At 71.8% G+C, this 17,931-nt stretch carries 19 protein-coding genes; 6 read left to right on the forward strand and 13 right to left on the reverse strand.

Annotation, left to right across the window (positions count from 1 at the left end):
• The first annotated feature begins 201 nt into the window (after positions 1 to 201).
• Positions 202 to 747, forward strand: coding sequence for a YaeQ family protein (locus N790_RS08100; protein WP_043803028.1), 546 nt, complete (start codon positions 202 to 204; stop codon positions 745 to 747).
• On the opposite strand, the gene N790_RS08105 is transcribed toward N790_RS08100, so the two are convergent.
• The 8 genes from N790_RS08105 to ygiD are packed head-to-tail and all read right to left on the reverse strand — an operon-like array spanning position 744 to position 6,496.
• Positions 744 to 1,670, reverse strand: coding sequence for a DMT family transporter (locus N790_RS08105; protein ID WP_043803030.1), 927 nt, complete (start codon positions 1,668 to 1,670; stop codon positions 744 to 746). The genes N790_RS08100 and N790_RS08105 overlap by 4 nt on opposite strands.
• Positions 1,667 to 1,921 (reverse strand): GIY-YIG nuclease family protein, encoded by a 255-nt coding sequence (locus tag N790_RS08110; protein WP_043803033.1) that lies wholly within the window; start codon positions 1,919 to 1,921, stop codon positions 1,667 to 1,669. The genes N790_RS08105 and N790_RS08110 overlap by 4 nt, the downstream gene beginning before the upstream one ends.
• Positions 1,921 to 2,211, reverse strand: coding sequence for a YkgJ family cysteine cluster protein (locus N790_RS08115; RefSeq protein ID WP_245593759.1), 291 nt, complete (start codon positions 2,209 to 2,211; stop codon positions 1,921 to 1,923). The genes N790_RS08110 and N790_RS08115 overlap by 1 nt, the downstream gene beginning before the upstream one ends.
• Before the next feature lie 34 nt (positions 2,212 to 2,245).
• Positions 2,246 to 3,190, reverse strand: coding sequence for a peptidylprolyl isomerase (locus tag N790_RS08120; protein ID WP_043803037.1), 945 nt, complete (start codon positions 3,188 to 3,190; stop codon positions 2,246 to 2,248).
• Between the two features lie 50 nt (positions 3,191 to 3,240).
• Positions 3,241 to 4,218, reverse strand: coding sequence for a serine/threonine protein kinase (locus N790_RS08125; protein ID WP_043803039.1), 978 nt, complete (start codon positions 4,216 to 4,218; stop codon positions 3,241 to 3,243).
• A 27-nt stretch (positions 4,219 to 4,245) separates the two neighbouring features.
• A complete protein-coding gene (locus N790_RS08130) occupies positions 4,246 to 4,836 on the reverse strand; it encodes a class I SAM-dependent methyltransferase (RefSeq protein ID WP_043803042.1) in 591 nt (196 codons plus the stop codon).
• Complete coding sequence (locus N790_RS08135; RefSeq protein ID WP_043803044.1) at positions 4,833 to 5,702, reverse strand: bile acid:sodium symporter family protein; 870 nt, start codon at positions 5,700 to 5,702, stop codon at positions 4,833 to 4,835. Before N790_RS08135 ends, N790_RS08130 begins: the two co-directional genes overlap by 4 nt.
• Before the next feature lie 5 nt (positions 5,703 to 5,707).
• On the reverse strand, positions 5,708 to 6,496 hold the full coding sequence (gene ygiD / locus N790_RS08140) for a 4,5-DOPA-extradiol-dioxygenase (RefSeq protein WP_342668329.1): 789 nt from the start codon (positions 6,494 to 6,496) through the stop codon (positions 5,708 to 5,710).
• A gap of 185 nt (positions 6,497 to 6,681) precedes the next feature.
• On the opposite strand from ygiD, the gene N790_RS08145 reads away from it, so the two are divergent.
• Positions 6,682 to 7,047 (forward strand): PadR family transcriptional regulator, encoded by a 366-nt coding sequence (locus N790_RS08145; RefSeq protein WP_043803049.1) that lies wholly within the window; start codon positions 6,682 to 6,684, stop codon positions 7,045 to 7,047.
• Positions 7,044 to 7,955, forward strand: coding sequence for a sensor domain-containing protein (locus N790_RS08150; RefSeq protein WP_043803052.1), 912 nt, complete (start codon positions 7,044 to 7,046; stop codon positions 7,953 to 7,955). The genes N790_RS08145 and N790_RS08150 overlap by 4 nt, the downstream gene beginning before the upstream one ends.
• A gap of 27 nt (positions 7,956 to 7,982) precedes the next feature.
• Here N790_RS08150 and N790_RS08155 read toward each other — a convergent pair whose 3' ends face one another.
• A complete protein-coding gene (locus N790_RS08155) occupies positions 7,983 to 8,375 on the reverse strand; it encodes an MAPEG family protein (RefSeq protein WP_043803053.1) in 393 nt (130 codons plus the stop codon).
• An 81-nt stretch (positions 8,376 to 8,456) separates the two neighbouring features.
• On the opposite strand from N790_RS08155, the gene N790_RS08160 reads away from it, so the two are divergent.
• Together N790_RS08160 and N790_RS08165 are read left to right on the forward strand one after the other, a co-directional pair.
• Positions 8,457 to 9,758, forward strand: a complete 1,302-nt coding sequence (locus N790_RS08160; RefSeq protein WP_043803056.1) for an NADH:flavin oxidoreductase/NADH oxidase family protein — start codon at positions 8,457 to 8,459, stop codon at positions 9,756 to 9,758.
• An 11-nt stretch (positions 9,759 to 9,769) separates the two neighbouring features.
• Positions 9,770 to 10,342, forward strand: a complete 573-nt coding sequence (locus N790_RS08165) for a DUF1415 domain-containing protein (protein WP_211251974.1) — start codon at positions 9,770 to 9,772, stop codon at positions 10,340 to 10,342.
• A gap of 1 nt (position 10,343) precedes the next feature.
• On the opposite strand, the gene N790_RS08170 is transcribed toward N790_RS08165, so the two are convergent.
• From N790_RS08170 to N790_RS08180, 3 genes are all read right to left on the reverse strand, one after another.
• Positions 10,344 to 12,122 (reverse strand): acyl-CoA dehydrogenase C-terminal domain-containing protein, encoded by a 1,779-nt coding sequence (locus N790_RS08170; protein WP_043803058.1) that lies wholly within the window; start codon positions 12,120 to 12,122, stop codon positions 10,344 to 10,346.
• Positions 12,123 to 12,228: 106 nt separating this feature from the next.
• Positions 12,229 to 14,016, reverse strand: coding sequence for a vWA domain-containing protein (locus tag N790_RS16600; RefSeq protein WP_052385802.1), 1,788 nt, complete (start codon positions 14,014 to 14,016; stop codon positions 12,229 to 12,231).
• A 64-nt stretch (positions 14,017 to 14,080) separates the two neighbouring features.
• Positions 14,081 to 15,259: a BaiN/RdsA family NAD(P)/FAD-dependent oxidoreductase gene (locus tag N790_RS08180; protein ID WP_043803060.1), complete on the reverse strand. Its 1,179-nt coding sequence runs from the start codon at positions 15,257 to 15,259 to the stop codon at positions 14,081 to 14,083.
• A 65-nt stretch (positions 15,260 to 15,324) separates the two neighbouring features.
• On the opposite strand from N790_RS08180, the gene N790_RS08185 reads away from it, so the two are divergent.
• Positions 15,325 to 15,984 (forward strand): hypothetical protein, encoded by a 660-nt coding sequence (locus N790_RS08185; RefSeq protein ID WP_043803061.1) that lies wholly within the window; start codon positions 15,325 to 15,327, stop codon positions 15,982 to 15,984.
• Positions 15,985 to 15,990: 6 nt separating this feature from the next.
• Here N790_RS08185 and N790_RS08190 read toward each other — a convergent pair whose 3' ends face one another.
• Positions 15,991 to 17,886, reverse strand: coding sequence for a DEAD/DEAH box helicase (locus tag N790_RS08190; RefSeq protein WP_043803063.1), 1,896 nt, complete (start codon positions 17,884 to 17,886; stop codon positions 15,991 to 15,993).
• Between the last annotated feature and the right edge of the window lie 45 nt (positions 17,887 to 17,931).

Below are 17,931 nucleotides of genomic sequence, written 5' to 3' on the forward strand. Positions count from 1 at the left end.
CTGGGCGCGGCCGCGGCCGCGGGCTTCGGGCCCCAGCCGAACAGGCGCTTGATCTTCTCGTAGACGTCCACCGTGGTGTTTCCCCTGGTTTTCCCCGGGCCACAGTGTCCACGCCGGCGCCGCCGCTGGCAAACGACCGGGGCTGGACACCGGCGCGCCGCTGCCGCAGGCTGCGCGGCCCACCTACGCGCCGGAGCGCCCATGGCCCCCAAGGCAACCGTGTACAAGGCCACGCTGCAGGTCAGCGACATGGACCGGCACCATTACGCCGGCTACGAACTCGTGCTGGCCCAGCACCCGTCGGAAACCGAGGAGCGGCTGATGCTGCGCCTGCTGGCCTTCGCCCTGTTCGCCGACGAGCGCCTGGCCTTCGGCGGCGGCGTCAGCACCGAGGACGAGCCGGCGCTGTGGCGCAAGGACCTCACCGGCGCGGTGGAGCAGTGGATCGAACTCGGCCAGCCGGACGAATCGCGCGTACGCAAGGCCTGCGGCCGCGCCGGCGAGGTGGTGGTGCTGACCTACGGCGGCCGCGGCGCCGACCTATGGTGGGAAAAGAACGAAGCCGCGCTGGCGCGCTGCCGCAACCTGTCGGTGGTCGACATCTCCGCGGAAGACGGCAAGGCCCTGGCCGCGCGCATCGCCCGCGGCATGGACGTGCAGGTGATGGTGCAGGACGGCGTGCTGCAGTGGGTGGACGCCGCCGGCACGCTGGAAATCACCCCGCGCTGGCGCCGCCGCGAGGGCTAGTCGAGCGCCTTGGCTTCGGCGGTGCCCAGCATCGCCGGGTCGGGTTTGTGCGGCGGCTGCCGCGACAGCAGCGGGTGCGCGAACACGCCGGCCAGGATGATCGCCACGCCGGCGTAGAACATCGGCCCCAGCTCGCGCTGCTCGCCCAGCAGCACGATCGCCAGCACGATGGCGTAGATCGGCTCCAGGTTCACCGCCAGCTGCGCCGAAAACGCGCTCATGTGGCGCAGCGCCACCAGCGACAGCGCGAACGGCAGCAGCGTGCAGGCCATGGCCAGCACCAGCAGCAGGCCGGCATCCTGCCAGCCCGGCAGCATCAGCGGCGAACCGAACCAGGGCAGGGCCGGCGCCAGCAGCGCCAGGATCAGCCCGCCCGCGCCCAGTTCGACGCCGGTGACGGTGAGCGGGTCGGCGTGTTCGACGTAGCGCTTGTTGAGCGCGCCGAAGAAGGCCACCAGCACCGCTGAGATCGTGCCCACGACGATGCCCGCGCGCATGCCGTCCGGCACGCCGCCCACCACCAGCGCCACGCCCGGCACCACCGCCACGCCCAGCAAGAGTTCGCGCGGCTCGAAGCGCTTGCCGGTGACCCAGGGTTCGACCAGGGGCACGAAGACCGTGGCCAGCGCGATGCAGGTCACCGCCACCGAGGCATTGGCCAGCTTGATGGCGCCGTAGAAGGTGAGCCAGTGCAGCGCCACCAGCGCGCCGATGCCGGCGTAGATGCCCCACAGCCGCGCCGGCAGCGCGCGCAGGCCGCGCCACACGCGCGGCACCAGCAGCAGCGCCGCCGCCACCAGGCCCATGCGCCACACCACGAGCGCCATCGCCGGCAGCGTGATGGCCTTGCCCAGGATGGCGGTGAAGCCCCACAGCAGCACGCAGAAGTGCATCTGCCAGAGCGCCTTGGTGTTCGGTGTCATGCGGTGGCCGTGCCTTGCGCGAGCGCGCGCTTGTCGGTGGCGGAGAGTTGCTTGATGGCGTACTCGGCCTTCAGCGCGGCCGAGCGGTCGGGGTGTTCGAAGCGCGCCAGCAGCCGTCGCGGCGGGTGCGAGCGGGTGTAGCGCGCGCCCTTGCCGGCCACGTGTTCGGCGTAGCGCTTGTCCACGTCCACGGCCACGCCGGTGTAGATGCTGCCGTCGGCGCATTCGAGCAGGTAGACGAACCAGGCCATCAGCGCAGGCTCAGGGCGATGCGGCGCCAGTCGGCGCGGACCTCGCGGCAGTCGCCGCCGTCCATGGCGAACTCGCGGCAGACGAAGGGGCGCCGTTCGTAAATGCTGCAGCACATGCGCTCGCGGTCGAGCGCCACGCACCAGCCGTCGTCGGCCTTGGCCATGATGAGGTAGCCGTCGGCGTCTTCGTCGAGCATGTGCTCCGGCGGCGCGTCGCCCGGCAGCACCAGCACCGGCAGCTGGCAGCAGCAGGCCTGGCACTGGTCGCAGCGGGCGGGGGTGTCGTCCATGGCGGCCATTGTCCCACGCCGGCCGCCGGCGGGCTCAGGGCGCGGCGGGCTTTCGTTCGACGGCGCGCACCGGGACCGTGAGGTTGCACACGTCCACGTGGCCGGCCGGGTGCACGTACCACTCGTCGCGGCGGTTGCGGCGCGATTCCACCAGCGCCTGCCAGGTGGCGGTGTCGGTGCGCAGCACTTCGATGTTGGCGCGTGCTTCCGGCGCCACCTCGGAGGCCAGGCGGGCCGCCAGGATCGGCACCCGCTGCGATTCCTCGGTATAGAAGCCCAGCGGGCCGCTGCCGCGTGGCAGCACGCTCAGGCGCTCCATGCCCACGACCACGCGGCCGACGGTGGTGATGTTGAGGTCGAGCTGTCGCGGCGACTGGCCGGTGACGACGTAGAGCTCGGTGCCGTTGCTGCTGTCGGGCGCCATGGCGCGGCCGGCGCCGACCACGCCATAGCAGTGGGCCAGCCAGGCGCGGCCGGCCTTGGGGTCGCGCGCGGCCGGGAAGCCGTCCACGAAGCCCACCTGCGGCGCCCAGCCGTCCACGTCGGGCAGGGCGGTGAAGGCCAGGCCCTCGGCGGCGCGGCTGAATTCGGCGGGGAGCGCGGCCTTCGCCCCGCCCAGGGGCCGGCGCAGCGCCAGTTCGTCGCCGGCCGGGTCGCCCCACTGCACCACGAAGTTGTCCTGCGAACGGTTGATGGACAGGCCGTCGTAGTAGTGGCCGCGCGCCAGCGTGCGGATGTTGGCCACGTGTTCGGGCGCGAACTGCGGCGCCAGTTCGATCACCACCATGCCGCTCTCGAGCTGCACGTAGAGCGTGTTCTCCGGGTCCAGCGGGCGCCAGTCCTGCGGCGTGGAGGCGTCCAGCACCTCCTGCGTGGTCAGCGGCTTGGCGGCGGGCGCGGCGGCCGGGGCGTGCACGCAGGCGGCCAGCGGCAGCGCGAGCAGGACGGCGGTGGCGAGCAGGGCGGGGCGCAGGGTCATGCGGGGTCCTTGGTGGCGCGGGTCAGGGAGGCAGGGTAGCGCAGGCGGCTTCAGGCCGGTTCGGGCGGCGGTTCGTGCAGGGCGGCCAGCTGTTCCTGCATCTGGGTGATCACCGATTCCCAGTGCCGCGGCGCCTCGAACCAGGGGAAGGCGGCCGGGAACGCGGGGTCGTGCCAGCGCCGCGCCATCCAGGCGTTGTGGTGCAGCAGGCGCAGGGTGCGCAGGGTTTCCACCAGGTGCAGTTCGCGGCGGTCGAAGCGGCGGAACTGTTCGTAACCCTCCAGCAGCCAGGCCCAGGGTTTGGCGCAGTCCTCGCGGCGGCCGGCCAGCATCCACAGGTCCTGCACGGCAGGGCCGGTGAGGCAGTCGTCGAGGTCGACGAAATGCGCCTGGCCGTCGCGCCAGAGGATGTTTCCCGGGTGGCAGTCGCCGTGCAGGCGCAACTCGTGCACGTCGCCGGCGCGTTCGGCACAGGCGTCCATGGCGTCGAGCAGGGCTTCGGCCAGGCGTTCGAAGTTGCCTTCCAGGTCGGGCGGCAGCCAGCGGTTTTCCAGCAGGTAGTGCACGGCGTCCTCGCCGTGGCTTTCGATGCCGAGGCGGCCGCGGTGGGCGAAGCGCTGGCCGTCGCCGACCGCGTGCATGCGGCCCAGCACGCGGCCCAGGTGGGTCAGCACCTCGCGGTCGCCCAGCTCGGGCGCGTGGCCGCCGCGCATGGGGAACAGCGCGAAACGATGGCCGCCGAAGGCGTGCAGGGTGGCGCCGGCGTGTTTCAGCGGCGCCACCACCGAAAGGTCCGCGGCCACCAGTTCGGCGGCGAAGGCGTGTTCTTCCAGGATGGCGGCGTCGGTCCAGCGGCCGGGGCGGTAGAACTTGGCCACCAGCGGCGGCGCGTCTTCGATGCCGACGCGGTAGACGCGGTTTTCGTAGCTGTTGAGCGCCAGCACGCGGCCGTCGGCGTGCAGGCCCACGGATTCCACCGCGTCGAGGATGCGGTCGGGGTCGAGGTCGGCGTAGGGCGTGTCGCTCACGGCGCGGCGGCGCGGGCGGCGCCCACGTCAGGGCAGCTCGAGCCTGGTGGCCCGGACGGCGAGGGCGTCGCTGAGGTAACAGTGCGTGCCGGCGGCGCGGAAGCCCGCGCGCGCGAAGGCCTTGCGGTACCAGGCCGCGGGGCGGCGGAACATGCCCTTGAGGTCGCCGACGATCTCGTCGCCCTCGGCGAACACCTCCAGGAAGGCGACGCCGTGGCACAGGCGCGGGAATTCGCGCAGGCCGCGCAGCAGCTCGTCTTCCTCCAGGTAATGCATCACGTCCGAGCAGACCAGCAGGTCCACCGGCGGCGCCGGCGGCAGCGCGGCCAGGTCGCCGAAGGGCAGCCAGTGCAGGTTGCGGCGCGGGCCGAAGCGTTCGATGGCGTAGTCGCTGTTGTCCAGGCCCATGTAGCGCAGGCGCGGGCGCAGCTTCAGCAGCGGCGCGCGCCAGGCGCCCTCGCCGCAGCCCACGTCGAGCACCGACTTGATGGGCCGGCCCAGGTGGTATTCGGCCAGCGCCACGGCCAGCGCCACCTTGCGGTTCAGCGCCGCCGGGCCGCCGAGGTCGCGCTGGCGGTACCAGGTGTCGAAGTAGCGGCGGTCGTAGACCTTGTTCACGGGCGGCGTTCCTTGCGGCGGTGCACCAGCCAGGCCGCGAACAGCGCGCCGGTGAGGTACATGCTCAGTGCGTAGACCGCCGGCGCGATGCTGGCCTGCGCGCGGCCCAGCACTTCGATGGCGATGAAGATGGCAAGGGTACCGTTGTGGATGCCGATCTCGAAAGCGATGGCGATGGCCTGCGGCTCGGCCAGGCGCGCGGCGTGCGCGGCGAAGTAGCCCGACAGCAGGCTGGCCAGGTTGAACAGCACGCAGGCCGCGCCCACCACCGGCGCGTAGGCGCGCACCATCTCCCATTCGGAGGCGAAGGCCATGATGATCAGCACGCCCAGCAGCAGCGACGAGAGGTGCCGCACCGGCTTTTCCGCCGCGGCCGCCAGCGCCGGCCGCCAGGCGCGCAGGGCCATGCCCAGCGCCACCGGCCCGACGACAAGCAGCGCCACTTCCACCACCTTGCCGGTGGGCGGCGGCACGCTGGCCTCGGTGCCCAGGAAGGACGACAGCGCCAGCGCCGTCCAGGCCGGCAGCGTCAGCAGGGCCAGCAGGCTGTTGATGGCGGTGAGGCTGATGTTGAGCGCCACGTCGCCGCGGGCGAGGTGGCTGAAGAGGTTGGCGGTGACGCCGCCCGGCGACGCCGCCAGCAGCACCAGCCCCAGCGCCAGTTCACCCGGCAGGCCGAAGCCCAGCGCCAGCCCGAAGGCCACCGGCGGCAGCACCACCACCTGCACCACCAGCGCGACCGCCACGGCCCGGGGCATCGCCAGCACGCGGCGGAAATCGGCCAGGGTCAGGTGCAGGCCCAGGCCGGCCATCACCACGGCCAGTGCCAGGGGCAGGAACAGCACCAGCAGCGGGTTGTCGGCCACGGGGTTCAGGCGCCGATCAGCACGGAGCGCATGGAGATCGGGCCGACCACGTCCTCGTTGATGAACTCCACCGCGTCGCCCTCGCGCTGCAGGCCCAGCACGTAGAGCAGCGGCAGGTAGTGTTCGGGCGTGGGCACGGCCAGCAGGGCGTCGGGCCCCAGGGTTTCGTAACCCATCATGCCTTCGTGGTGGCCTTCGGCGATGCGGTCGGCGATGTCCTCGTCGAAGCGCTGCGCCCAGTCCAGCGGCTCGGTCTGGCCCATGCGCCAGTAGCGCAGGTTGTGCACGATGTTGCCGCTGCCCACCACCAACACGCCTTCGTCGCGCAGCGGGTCGAGCTGGCGGGCCAGGTCGTAGTGCCAGGCGCCGGGCTGCAGGCTCGACAGGCTCAGCGGCACCACCGGGATGTCGGCCTCGGGATACATGGGCTGCAGCACGCTCCAGACGCCATGGTCGAGGCCGCGGTGGGAATCGAAGTGCACCCGCGGGGTGCGCACCAGCTCGGCCACGCGGTGCGCCAGTTCCGGGCTGCCCGGGGCCGGGTAGCGCACGTCGAACAGGGCCTTGGGGAAGCCGCGGAAGTCGTGGATGGTCTCGGGGTGTTCGGCGCTGCCGACGTAGACGCCCTGGGTTTCCCAGTGCGCCGAGATGCACAGGATGGCCTTCGGGCGGGGCAGGCGCTTGCCCAGGGCCTGCCAGCTGCGCCGCCAGGCATTGTCCTCGATGGCGTTCATGGGCGATCCGTGCCCGAGGAACAGCACGGGCATCGGGCCAGGCATGGACGCAGCGCTCATCGAAGACAACTCCGCGGTGGTGACTGGCCCCCACAGTACCCAAGGCCGCGAGGGAATCAAGCCGGCCCCGCCGGAAAGACGAGCCGCGACCATGACTTGCGGCACTGCCCGGGCTGGCGCCGTTGGCTATTATTGACTCAACACTATCCCCAAGTGGGGGATATCACTCAGACCGGGACAGGGCGATGGACGAGACCGAGCCGCACCTGAAGAAATTCCACAAGGAGCTCAGCGCCGGGACCGTGTCCCTGGTCCTGCTGGCGGTGCTGGCGCGCTCGCACGAGCCGCTCTACGGCTACCAGATCGCCAAGCGCCTGGAGCAGACCGGCGACCCGCTGCTGGGCGGCAAGCAGAGCGCGCTCTACCCGGTGCTGCGCAACCTGAGCGCCGCGGGCCTGGCCGAGAGCCACGTCGAGCCTTCCGTCAGCGGCCCGCCGCGCCGCTACTACCGCATCACAACGCTGGGCAGGCAGGTGCTGGCCGAATGGGCCGGCGCCTGGCGCACCACCCGCGACTCCGTCGATTCCGTGCTGGAAGGAAACCTGCGATGACCGCCGCCACCCCGAAGACCATCCCCGAGTACCTCGAGCAGCTGCGCGCCGCGCTGCGCGACGCCGACCCCGCGCTGGTGCAGGACGCGCTCTACGACGCGGAGGAATACCTGCGTTCTGAGCTGGCGGAGAACCCCGGCACCGACGAGGCCACGCTGCTGGCCAACATCGCCACCACCTACGGCGCGCCGGAGGAAGTGGCCGACATCTACCGCGACACCGAAGTGCAGGTGACCCAGGCCCTGCGCACGCCGCCGCCGCGCCCGCGCCGCGGCCTGCTCGGCCAGTTCTTCGGCGTCGCCGCCGACCCGCGCGCCTGGACGGCCATGTTCTACATGCTGCTGTCGCTCGCCACGGGCATCGTCTACTTCACCACGGTGGTGACGGGCCTGAGCGTGTCGGCCGGATTCGCCATCCTCATCATCGGCATCCCGGTGGTGATCCTGTTCATCGGCCTGGTGCGGCTGCTGTCGCTGGTGGAAGGCCGCATCGTCGAGGTGCTGCTGGGCGAACGCATGCCGCGCCGCCCGCTGTACGTGGGCCGCGGCCAGCCCTGGCTCGCGCGCATCGGCGCCATGTTCACCGACCCGCGCACCTGGTCCACCATGCTCTACATGCTGCTGATGATGCCGCTGGGCACGGTGTACTTCACCGTGGTGGTGACGGCGCTGTCGGTGTCGCTGGGCCTGGTGTTCGGTGGCATCGCCGGGCTGCTGCACGTCGCGGGACTGCCGGACCACTGGATGGTGTGGGACGGCGTGATCGTCACGCCCTGGCCGGGCCTGCTGCCGCTGCTGGTGCTGCTCGGGGTGCTGGGCCTGTTCGTCACGCTGCACCTGGCGCGTGGCATCGGCCTGCTGCACGGCCAGCTGGCCAAGCACCTGCTGGTGAAGACCGCGCAGCACTGATTCCCGCCAGGGACTGCAGGAGCGGCTTCAGCCCAGGAACAGGGCCCAGGCCAGGCCCCACAGCGCCTGCACCACCAGGGCCAGGATGGCCAGCGCGGAAAGCGCGAAGGCCGGGCCGCGGTTGCCGGCCGGGTCGAGGTAGGCCACGACGTACCAGACGCGCGCGACCAACCAGGCCGCGCCGAAGGCGGCGCTCAGCCAGGGCAGGCCGAAGGCCGCGGCGGCCCACAGCGCCGGCAGGAACATCAGCGCCGATTCCTGGGTGTTCATCTGCACCCGGAAGGCGCGCTCGAAGCCCTCCGGTCCCTGCGTGGCCGGCGCCTTCACGCCGTGCCTGCCGCGGGCGCGGCCGACGAGCGCCATCGTGGTCATCAGCAGCAGCACGGTGAGCACGGTGACGAGGGCGACGAGGGGATGCATGCGGGCCTCCGCGGTGGGCGTGCGCGCACTTTATCGGATTGCGGTAGGGTGGCGGCCTGACCGCGACACCGGAGCCCGACGATGTCCGATCCCCTGGCCCAGCCGCTGCGACTGCCCTGCGGCGCCGTGCTCGGCAACCGCCTGTGCAAGGCGGCCATGACCGAAGGCCTGGGTGATCCGCGCCTGCGCGCCACCGCCCGCCACGAGCGCCTCTACGAAGCCTGGAGCGAAGGCGGCGCCGGCCTGCTGGTCACCGGCAACGTGATGGTGGACCACCGCGTGCTCGAACGCCCCGGCAACGTCGCCATCGATCCCGGATTCGCGCCCAGCGTGGACGCCGAGGCCCGGGCCCGGCTGCGCGCCTGGGCCGCCGCCGGCACCCGCGCCGGCAACGCGCTGTGGATGCAGGTGTCGCACGCCGGACGGCAGTCGCCGCGTTACGTCACGCGCCAGCCGGTGGGGCCGTCCGACGTGCAGCTCGACCTGCTGGGCAACTACGCCCGGCCGCGGGCGCTGCGCGAGGACGAGATCCTGGCGCTGGTGAAACGCTTCGCCCAGGTGGCCGTGATCGCGCGCGAAACCGGCTTCACCGGCGTGCAGGTGCATGGCGCGCATGGTTACCTGCTGTCGAGTTTCCTCTCGCCCGTCACCAACCGCCGCACCGATGCCTGGGGCGGCCCGCTGGAAAACCGCGCGCGTTTCCTGCTCGAGGTGGTGCACGCCGTGCGCAAGGCGGTCGGCGCCGATTTCCCGGTGTCGGTGAAGCTCAATTCCGACGACTTCCGCAAGGGCGGCTTCAGCCACGCCGACTGCCTGGGCGTGGTGCAGCTGCTCAACGGCGAGGGCATCGACCTGCTGGAGATCTCCGGCGGCAACTACGAACAGCCGCGCCTGCTGGGCGTCACCGGCCGCGACGACGACGCCGTCCAGGTGCGCGCCAGCACGCGCGTGCGCGAGGCGTATTTCCTTGATTACGCCGCCGCCATCCGCCGCGTGGCGACGATGCCGCTGATGGTCACCGGCGGTTTCCGCACCCGCGCCGGCATGGAGGCCGCGCTCGCCAGCGGCGACACCGACGTGATCGGCATCGGCCGACCCTTCTGCACCCACCCCGACGTGGCGCGCCGCCTGCTGGCCGGCGAGATCGACGAGCTGCCGGCCTTCGAACACCAGCTGCACCTGCGCCCGCGCGGCCGCCTGTCGCCCGCCAGCCCCTGGCTCGCCGCCAAGATGGTGAACGTGCTCGGCGCGCAGGGCTGGTACTACCACCAGATGGAGCGCCTGGCCGACGGCCGGCCGATCCAGCCGCGCCGCGGCATGGTGCGCTCCTTCGCGCGATACTGGTGGAACGACCTGACGCGCGCCGCCGCGCTGCGGCGCTGAGGAGCCACGCCATGACCCACGATCCCCTGCACGGCGACGAGCCCATGACCGACGAGGCGGTGGTCGCCGCCACCCGCGAGTGGCTGGAGAAGGCCGTGATCGGCCTGAACCTGTGCCCCTTCGCCAAGGCCGTGCACGTGAAGCGGCAGGTGCGCTACGTGGTCAGCCAGGCCACGGACGAGGAGGGCCTGCTCGACGACCTGCTGCACGAACTGCAGCTGCTGGCCTCGGCCGACCCGGGCGACATCGAGACCACGCTGCTCATCCACCCCTACGTGCTGGGTGATTTCCTCGACTACAACGACTTCCTCGACATCGCCGACGCGGCGGTGGAGGAAGTGGGGCTGGACGGCGTGCTGCAGGTGGCCAGCTTCCACCCGCACTACCAGTTCGCCGACAGCGACCCGGACGACATGGGCAACTTCAGCAACCGCGCGCCCTTCCCCACGCTGCACCTGCTGCGCGAGGAAAGCGTGGACAAGGCGGTGGCGGCCTTCCCGGACGCCGACCGCATCTACGAAGCCAACATCGAGGCCCTGCGCAAGCTGGGCCCCGAGGGCTGGAAGGCGCTCTGGCGCAAGTAGCTCAGAACGCGTCGGCGGGCATCGCCATCAGCGTGGGCGCGCCGGCGCGGGCCTCGCGGAAACGCTGCTCCACCTCGGGCAGCAGCCAGGCGAAGTAGAAGCGCGCGGTCGCCAGTTTGGCCGCGTGGAACTCGTCGTCCTTGTCCAGCGCCAGCGCCGCCATGCGCGCCCACAGCCAGGCGAAGCACAGGTGGCCGGTGATGCGCAGGTAGGGCACCGAAGCGGCCCCGACTTCGTTCGGATCGGCCTTGGCCTTCGCGGCGATTTCCTGCGTCAGCGCCACGGTGTCGGCCAGCAGCTTCGCCAGCGGCGCGGTGAATTCGGCGAGCCCGGGGCGGCCCGCGTTGTCCTCCAGGAAGCGCTGGATGAGCTTGGCGAAGCGGCCGAACTTCGCGCCGCCGTCCATCAGCACCTTGCGGCCGAGCAGGTCGAGCGCCTGGATGCCGTTGGTGCCCTCGTAGATCATGTTGATGCGCGCGTCGCGCACGAACTGGTCCATGCCCCATTCGGCGATGTAGCCGTGGCCGCCCAGCACCTGCTGGCAGAGCGTGGTGGTCTCCCAGCCGTTGTCGGTGAGGAAGGCCTTCACCACCGGCGTGAGCAGGGCCATCAGCTCGCTGGCTTCCTCGCGCACGGCGGCGTCGGGGTGCGAGTGCTCGCGGTCCAGCAGCAGCGCGGTCCAGGTGGCCAGGGCGCGGCCGCCTTCGGTGTAGGCGCGGGCGGTGAGCAGCATGCGGCGCACGTCCGGGTGCACCAGGATTGAATCGGCGGGCTTGTCCGGCGACGCGGCGCCGGTGGGCGCGCGGCCCTGCAGGCGGTCCTTCGCGTAGGCCGCGGCGTTCTGGTAGGCCACCTCGGCCTGGCCCAGCGACTGCATGCCCACGCCCAGGCGCGCGGAATTCATCATCACGAACATGGCCGCCAGGCCCTTGTTGGCCTCGCCGATCAGCCAGCCGGTGGCGCCGTCGAGGTTCATCACGCAGGTGGCGTTGCCGTGGATGCCCATCTTGTGTTCGATCGAACCGGCGCGGATGGCGTTGCGCGCGCCGACGGCGCCGTTCGCATCGGGCAGGAACTTGGGCACCAGGAACAGCGAGATGCCCTTGGTGCCGGCCGGCGCGCCGGGCAGGCGGGCGAGCACGAGGTGCAGGATGTTTTCGGCCAGGTCGTGTTCGCCGGCGCTGATGAAGATCTTGGTGCCGGTGAGCGCGAAGCTGCCGTCGGCGTTCGGTTCGGCCTTGGTCTTGAGCAGGCCCAGGTCGGTGCCGCAGTGCGGCTCGGTCAGGCACATGGTGCCGGTCCATTCGCCCGACACGATCTTCGTCAGGTACACCTGCTTCTGCTCGTCGCTGCCGAAGGCCAGCAGGCACTCGTAGGCGCTGTGCGACAGGCCGGCGTACATCAGCCAGGCCTGGTTGGCGGAGTTCCACATTTCGTACAGGCGGTTGTTCACCAGCGTCGGCAGGCCCTGGCCGCCGAAGTCCGGGTCGCAGGCCACCGAAGGCCAGCCGGCCTCGACGAACTGCCGGTAGGCCTCCCGGAAGCCGGCCGGCGCGGTCACCACGCCGTCGCCGTGGAAGGTGCAGCCCTCGTGGTCGCCCACCTGGTTCAGCGGCTGGATCACCTGGCTGGCGAACTTCGCGCCTTCCTCCAGGACCGCCTCGATGGTGTCCCGGTCCAGCCCGGCGTGGCGGGGCAGGGCGGCCAGCTCGGCCTCGGCCTGCAGCAGGTCGAACAGCACGAAGCGCATGTCGCGCAGCGGGGCGGTGTAGTGGGGCATGACGGATCTCGGGGTCGGGCGGGAAGCGCACCATACCGGTGCGTATGTGAAACCCGAGTATGCCCGAGGCCGCGCCGGCGAGGCCAGCCCCGCCCGGCCGGGGGAGCTATTCGACCGTGAACGGCTGGCTGTGCAGCACCGCCGAATTGTCGCCGTTCCAGTAGCGCAGTTGGTAGCGGCCGGGCTGGGCGGGCAGGGCCAGGGTGAGCTGGCGGGCCGCGAAGCCGGGGTCGGACTGCACCCGCCGGTTGGCCAGTACCTTGCCGCGGCCGCCGTTGCCGGCCGGGTCGTACACCTGCACCTCGTCGTAGCGCGCGCCCGGGCCGGTCCAGCCCAGGCTGATCTTCTGGCCGGCGGCGCCGCGGGCCGGGGCGTCCAGGCGCACCTCGATGGCGGTGACCGCCAGCGGGCGCTCGAACAGCACCGAGGCGTTGTCGCCGTTGTAGTACCGCAGCCGATAGGCACCGGCCGTGGCCGGGGCCACCAGCGTCACCTCGCGGCGGGCCGTGCCGGGGCCGTCGCCCACGCGCTTGCGGTCCACCACTTTCCCGCGGCCGCCATTGCCGGCCGGGTCGAAGACCTGGACCTCGTCGTAGCGCGCGCCCGGGCCGGTCCAGCCGACGCTGAAGGAGGACGCGGCCGGCACGCCATCCGGCGCGGCGAGCGCGACTTCGGCCGCCACCACCTTCAGCGGGCGCGTGAGCAGCACCTGGGCGTTGTCACCGTTGTAGTAGCGCAGCTGGTAGTCGCCGGGCGTGGCCGGGGCGTTGACGGTGACCTCGCGGCGGGCGGCCCCCGGTCCGTCCATGACGCGCTTGTTGTCAACCACCGTGCCGCGCCCGCCGTTGCCGGCCGGGTCGAACACCTGGACCTCGTCGTAGCGCGCGCCGGGGCCGCTCCAGCCAACCACGATGGCGGAGGCGATGGCCACCTCGTCCGGCGCGTGCAGTGCGACTTCGGCTTCGGTGACGGCCACGGGGCGGGTGGCGATCACCCGCGCCTGCGCGCCGTGGTAGTAGCGCAGCACGTAGGCGCCCGGCGTGGCCGGCGCCACCAGCTCCACGCGGCGGTCGCCGGCGCGCCGGTCGTCGAGGACGCGTTGGTTGTCGACCACCTTGCCGCGCCCGCCGTTGCCGGCCGGGTCGAACACCTGCACTTCGTCGTAGCGGTCGGACGGTCCGGTCCAGGACACCTCGAAACGCGAGGACATCGGCACCGCATCGGGCGCCTGCAGGCTGGCTTCGGGCAGGGGCGGCGCGGGCGGCGCCTCGACCACGGTTTCGGTGAGTGCCGCGGCCAGCGCGGCGGCGTCGTTGGCGGCGAGGTAGCGCCCGCCCGTGTTCTCGGCCAGGCAGGCCACCTGCCTGCCTTCCTCGGCGCTCAGGCCGAAGCCGACCACGTGCGCGGTGAAGTCCACGCCGGCGGACTCGAGCTCCTTGCCCAGCGCGCAGGGGTCGGCCTTGCAGGTTTCCAGGCCATCGGTGATCAGGATGACGGTGGCCTTCTTCTCCGTATAGCGCAGCTCGGTGGCGGCGCGGGCGACGGCGTCGGAGAGCGGCGTCATGCCCAGGAATTTCATCCCGGCGGCGGCGCTGGCGATGCCAGCGGCGTTGCCGGTGCGCACCGGCACCACCAGCTCGATGTCGCCGCAGTTGCCCTTCTCGCGGTGGCCGTAGGCGACCAGGCCTAGGGCCATGTCCGGCGGCGTGTCGCGCAGCACCGTGGCCAGGGTTTCGCGGGCGATCTCGAGCTTGGGCTTGCCGCCGATCTGGCCCCACATCGAGCCCGAGGCGTCGAGCACGATGATGGCCTGCTCGCCGGCGTGGGCGAGGCTGCCGGAGAGGCCCAGCAGGACGAGGGCGGGCAGGATGGCACGGCGCGTCGGGCGGGTCATGGCGTCACTCCGGGGGGGGCAGGGGCCCGGCAAAAATAGCGCGAAAAGGCGGCGCGGCGCGCCCTCAGGCGGCGCTGCCGGCGGCGTGGCCGCTGGCCCAGGCCCACTGGAAGTTGTAGCCGCCCAGCCAGCCGGTCACGTCCAGCACTTCGCCGACGAAATAAAGGCCCGGGCAGTGCTTCGATTCCATGCTGGCCGACGACACGCCGTCGGTGTCCACGCCGCCAAGCGTCACTTCCGCGGTGCGGTAGCCCTCGGTGCCGCTGGCCACGATCGGCCAGTGCGCGAGCTGGCGGGCCAGGTCGGGCAGCTGGCGGTGGGTGAACTGGCGCATCGGCTTGCTGGGGAACCAGGTCTCGCACAGCCGCTCGGCGAAACGCCGCGGCAGCACGTCGGCCAGCACCGTGCGCAGTTCGGCGGCGGGCTGGGCGCGCTGGCGTTCGAGCAGGAAGGCCTCGATGTCGAGTTCGGGCAGCAGGTCGAGCAGCAGCTCCTTGCCCGGCTCCCAGTAGTTCGAGATCTGCAGGATGGCCGGGCCGCTCAGGCCGCGGTGGGTGATGAGCATGGCGTTGTCGAAGCGCGCCTTGCCGCAGCGCGCCGAGACGTGGAAGGCCACGCCGGCGAGGTCGGCGTAGTGTTCCTGGTGCTTGCCGCTGAGCGTCAGCGGCACCAGCCCGGCGCGCGTGGGCAGCACCGCGTGGCCGAACTGGCGCGCCAGTTCGTAGCCGAAGCCGGTGGCGCCCATGGCCGGGATGGACAGCCCGCCGGTGGCCACCACCAGCGAGGGCGCGCGCATCGTCCCGCGCGTGGTGCGCAGCTGGTAGCCGCCGCCGGGCAGGGCCTCGACGGCTTCGATGCTGCACGAGGTGTCGACCTGCACGCCGGCGTCGGCGCACTCGGCCAGCAGCATGGCCACGATCTGCTTCGATGAGTCGTCGCAGAACAGCTGGCCCAGTTCCTTCTCGTGGTACGCGATGCCGTGCGCCTCCACCATGGCGATGAAATGCTCCGGCCGGTAGCGCGCCAGCGCCGACTTGCAGAAATGCGGGTTGGCCGAGAGGAAATTCGCCGGCGTGGTGCCGGTGTTGGTGAAATTGCAGCGTCCGCCGCCCGACATCAGGATCTTCTTGCCGCAGCGGTTGGCGTGCTCGAGCACGCGCACGCGGCGGCCGCGGCGCCCCGCCGTGAGCGCGCACATCAGCCCGGCGGCACCGCCGCCGATCACCAGCACATCCGTTTCCATGGCGCGGACTGTAGCGGCTGCGCGGGTGGCCGACTATCCTCGGGCCCACACGCAAGGGGAAGGACATGGCCGCGAAGAAACTGCTCACGGGCTGCCTGGTGGTGCTGCTGCTGGCGGTGGTGGCCGCGGGCCTGGCCTGGCAGTTCGTGCTCAAGCCCATGTGGCAGGCCGGCGGCGGGCTGGTCGAGGGCGCGCGCGAGTGGGCCAGCGCCGTGGACCTCGGCGACGACATCGTCAACCAGGCGGCCTTCGCCGCACCGGCCGACGGCAAGCTGACGCCCGCGCAGGTGGACGCCTTCGTGCGCGTGCAGTCGGTGGTGGCGCGGGAGATGGGCGGCGACCTCGCGCTGATGGGCAGGCGCGCCCAGGCCGCGGCCGCGGAGCGCGCCGGCGGCAGCGCCGAGCCTTCGCTCGGGGACGTCGGCAAGGCCTACCAGGAGCTCTCGGGCCTGCTCTCGCGCTGGCGCATGGCCCAGGCCAAGGGCGTGAACGAAGTGGGCATGTCGCGCGAGGAATACGCCTGGGTGCGACGCCAGGCGCTGGCGGCGCTGCCGCTGCTGGTGGAGCTGCCGGCCACGCCGGACTTGCCCGGCCTGCCGGCGATGGGCGCGCCCGACCCGCGCGACGAGCAGGCCATGGCGGCCGCGCGGCACAACGCGGCGCTGCTGCGCCCGCACCTGCCGCTGCTGGAGAAGACCCTGGGCGCCCTGCCGCTGGCGCCCTGAGGCGCCTTATTCGGGGCGCGGGCCCTTGCGGTGCGGCTTCTTGCCGGCGAAGGGCTTCTTCGCGCCGAAGGGCTTGCGGTCGCCGAAGTCCTTCTTCGGGCCGAACGGCTTCTTGCCGCCGAAGGGCTTCTTGCCCGGCACCTTGCCGGCGGTGTCCGGCGCCTCGCCGTCGCGCGTGATGCGCAGCTGCTGGCCGGCGCACCAGACGGTCTTGAGGTGGGCCATCACGTCGGGCGGCATGCCGTCGGGCAGGTCGAGCAGCGTGTGGTCCTCGAAGATCTCGATGCGGCCGATGTGCTTGGCGTCCAGGCCGGCCTCGTTGGCGATGGCGCCGACGATGTTGCCGGGCTTCACGCCGTGGTCGTAGCCCACTTCGATGCGGAAGGTCGCCTTGCCTTCGTCGGGCGTGCGCGGCTCGCGCACCTTCTTCGGGAAGGCGGGGCGCTCGGGACGCTCGCCGCGTTCCGGGCGGTCGCCGCGCTCGAAGCGCGAGGGCTTGGCGAACTTGTCGGTGGCGGCCTGCACGTCGCGGTCGAAGGCGCGCTTCTTGGCCTCGAACTTCGGCGGCTCCATCAGCAGCGGCACGTCGCCGCGGGCCAGCTTGGCCAGGGCGGTGGCGATCTCGATGGCCGGCACGTTCATCTCGCGCTCGTAGTCCTCGATCAGCTTGCGGAACTCGGCCAGCTCGCCCGAGGCCAGCGTGTCGGTGATCTGCTGCTTGAACTTGGCGATGCGCACGTCGTTGACCGCGGCCACGGTGGGCAGCTCCATCGGCGTGATCGGCTGCCGGGTGGCGCGCTCGATGGCGCGCAGCATGCTGCGCTCGCGCGGGGCGATGAACAGGATGGCTTCGCCGCTGCGGCCGGCGCGGCCGGTGCGGCCGATGCGGTGCACGTAGCTTTCGGTGTCGTAGGGCACGTCGTAGTTCACGACGTGGCTGATGCGGTCCACGTCCAGGCCGCGGGCGGCCACGTCGGTGGCCACCAGGATGTCGATCTTGCCGGTCTTGAGCTGTTCGATGGTGCGTTCGCGCTGCGCCTGCGCCACGTCGCCGTTGATGGCGGCGGCGGAGAAACCTCGCGCCTGCAGCTTCTCGGCCAGTTCGTCGGTGGCCTGCTTGGTGCGGGCGAAGACGATCATGGCGTCGAAGGGCTCGGCCTCGAGGATGCGGGTGAGCGCGTCGAGCTTGTGCAGGCCGCTGACTTCCCAGCTGCGCTGGCGGATGTTGTCGGCGGTGCGGGTCTTGGCCTCGATCGTGACCTCGACCGGGTCCTTGAGGTAGGTCTGGGCGATGCGGCGGATGGCATGCGGCATGGTGGCCGAGAACAGCGCGGTCTGGCGCACCGCCGGCATCTTCTTGAGGATGGCCTCGACGTCGTCGATGAAGCCCATGCGCAGCATTTCGTCGGCTTCGTCCAGCACCAGGGTGCGCAGGTGCGAGAGGTCGAGCGAGCCCTTGTCGAGGTGGTCGATGATGCGGCCCGGGGTGCCCACCACCACGTGCACGCCGCGGCGCAGCGCCTGCAGCTGCGGGCCGTAGCCCTGGCCGCCGTAGATCGGCAGCACGCGGAAGCCGGGCAGGTGCGCGGCGTACTTCTGGAAGGCCTCGGCCACCTGGATGCCCAGTTCGCGGGTGGGGCAGAGCACCAGGGCCTGCGGCGAGTTCACCGCCGGGTCCAGCCGCGCCAGCAGCGGCAGCGCGAAGGCGGCGGTCTTGCCGGTGCCGGTCTGGGCCTGGCCCAGCACGTCCTTGCCGGCCAGCAGGTGCGGGATGGTCGCGGCCTGGATGGGCGAGGGCGACTCGTAGCCGACGTCGGACAGGGCCTTGAGCAGGGGCTCGCCGAGGTCGAGGTCGCGGAAAAGCAGGGGCGCGTTCGGCGCCACGTTCGTGGGGTCGGTCATGGGAGTTCCGGTGGAATTCGGGGCGCTTCGCATGCCGGCACACCA

The organism is Arenimonas malthae CC-JY-1, from assembly GCF_000747075.1.
Taxonomy (GTDB): domain Bacteria; phylum Pseudomonadota; class Gammaproteobacteria; order Xanthomonadales; family Xanthomonadaceae; genus Arenimonas; species Arenimonas malthae.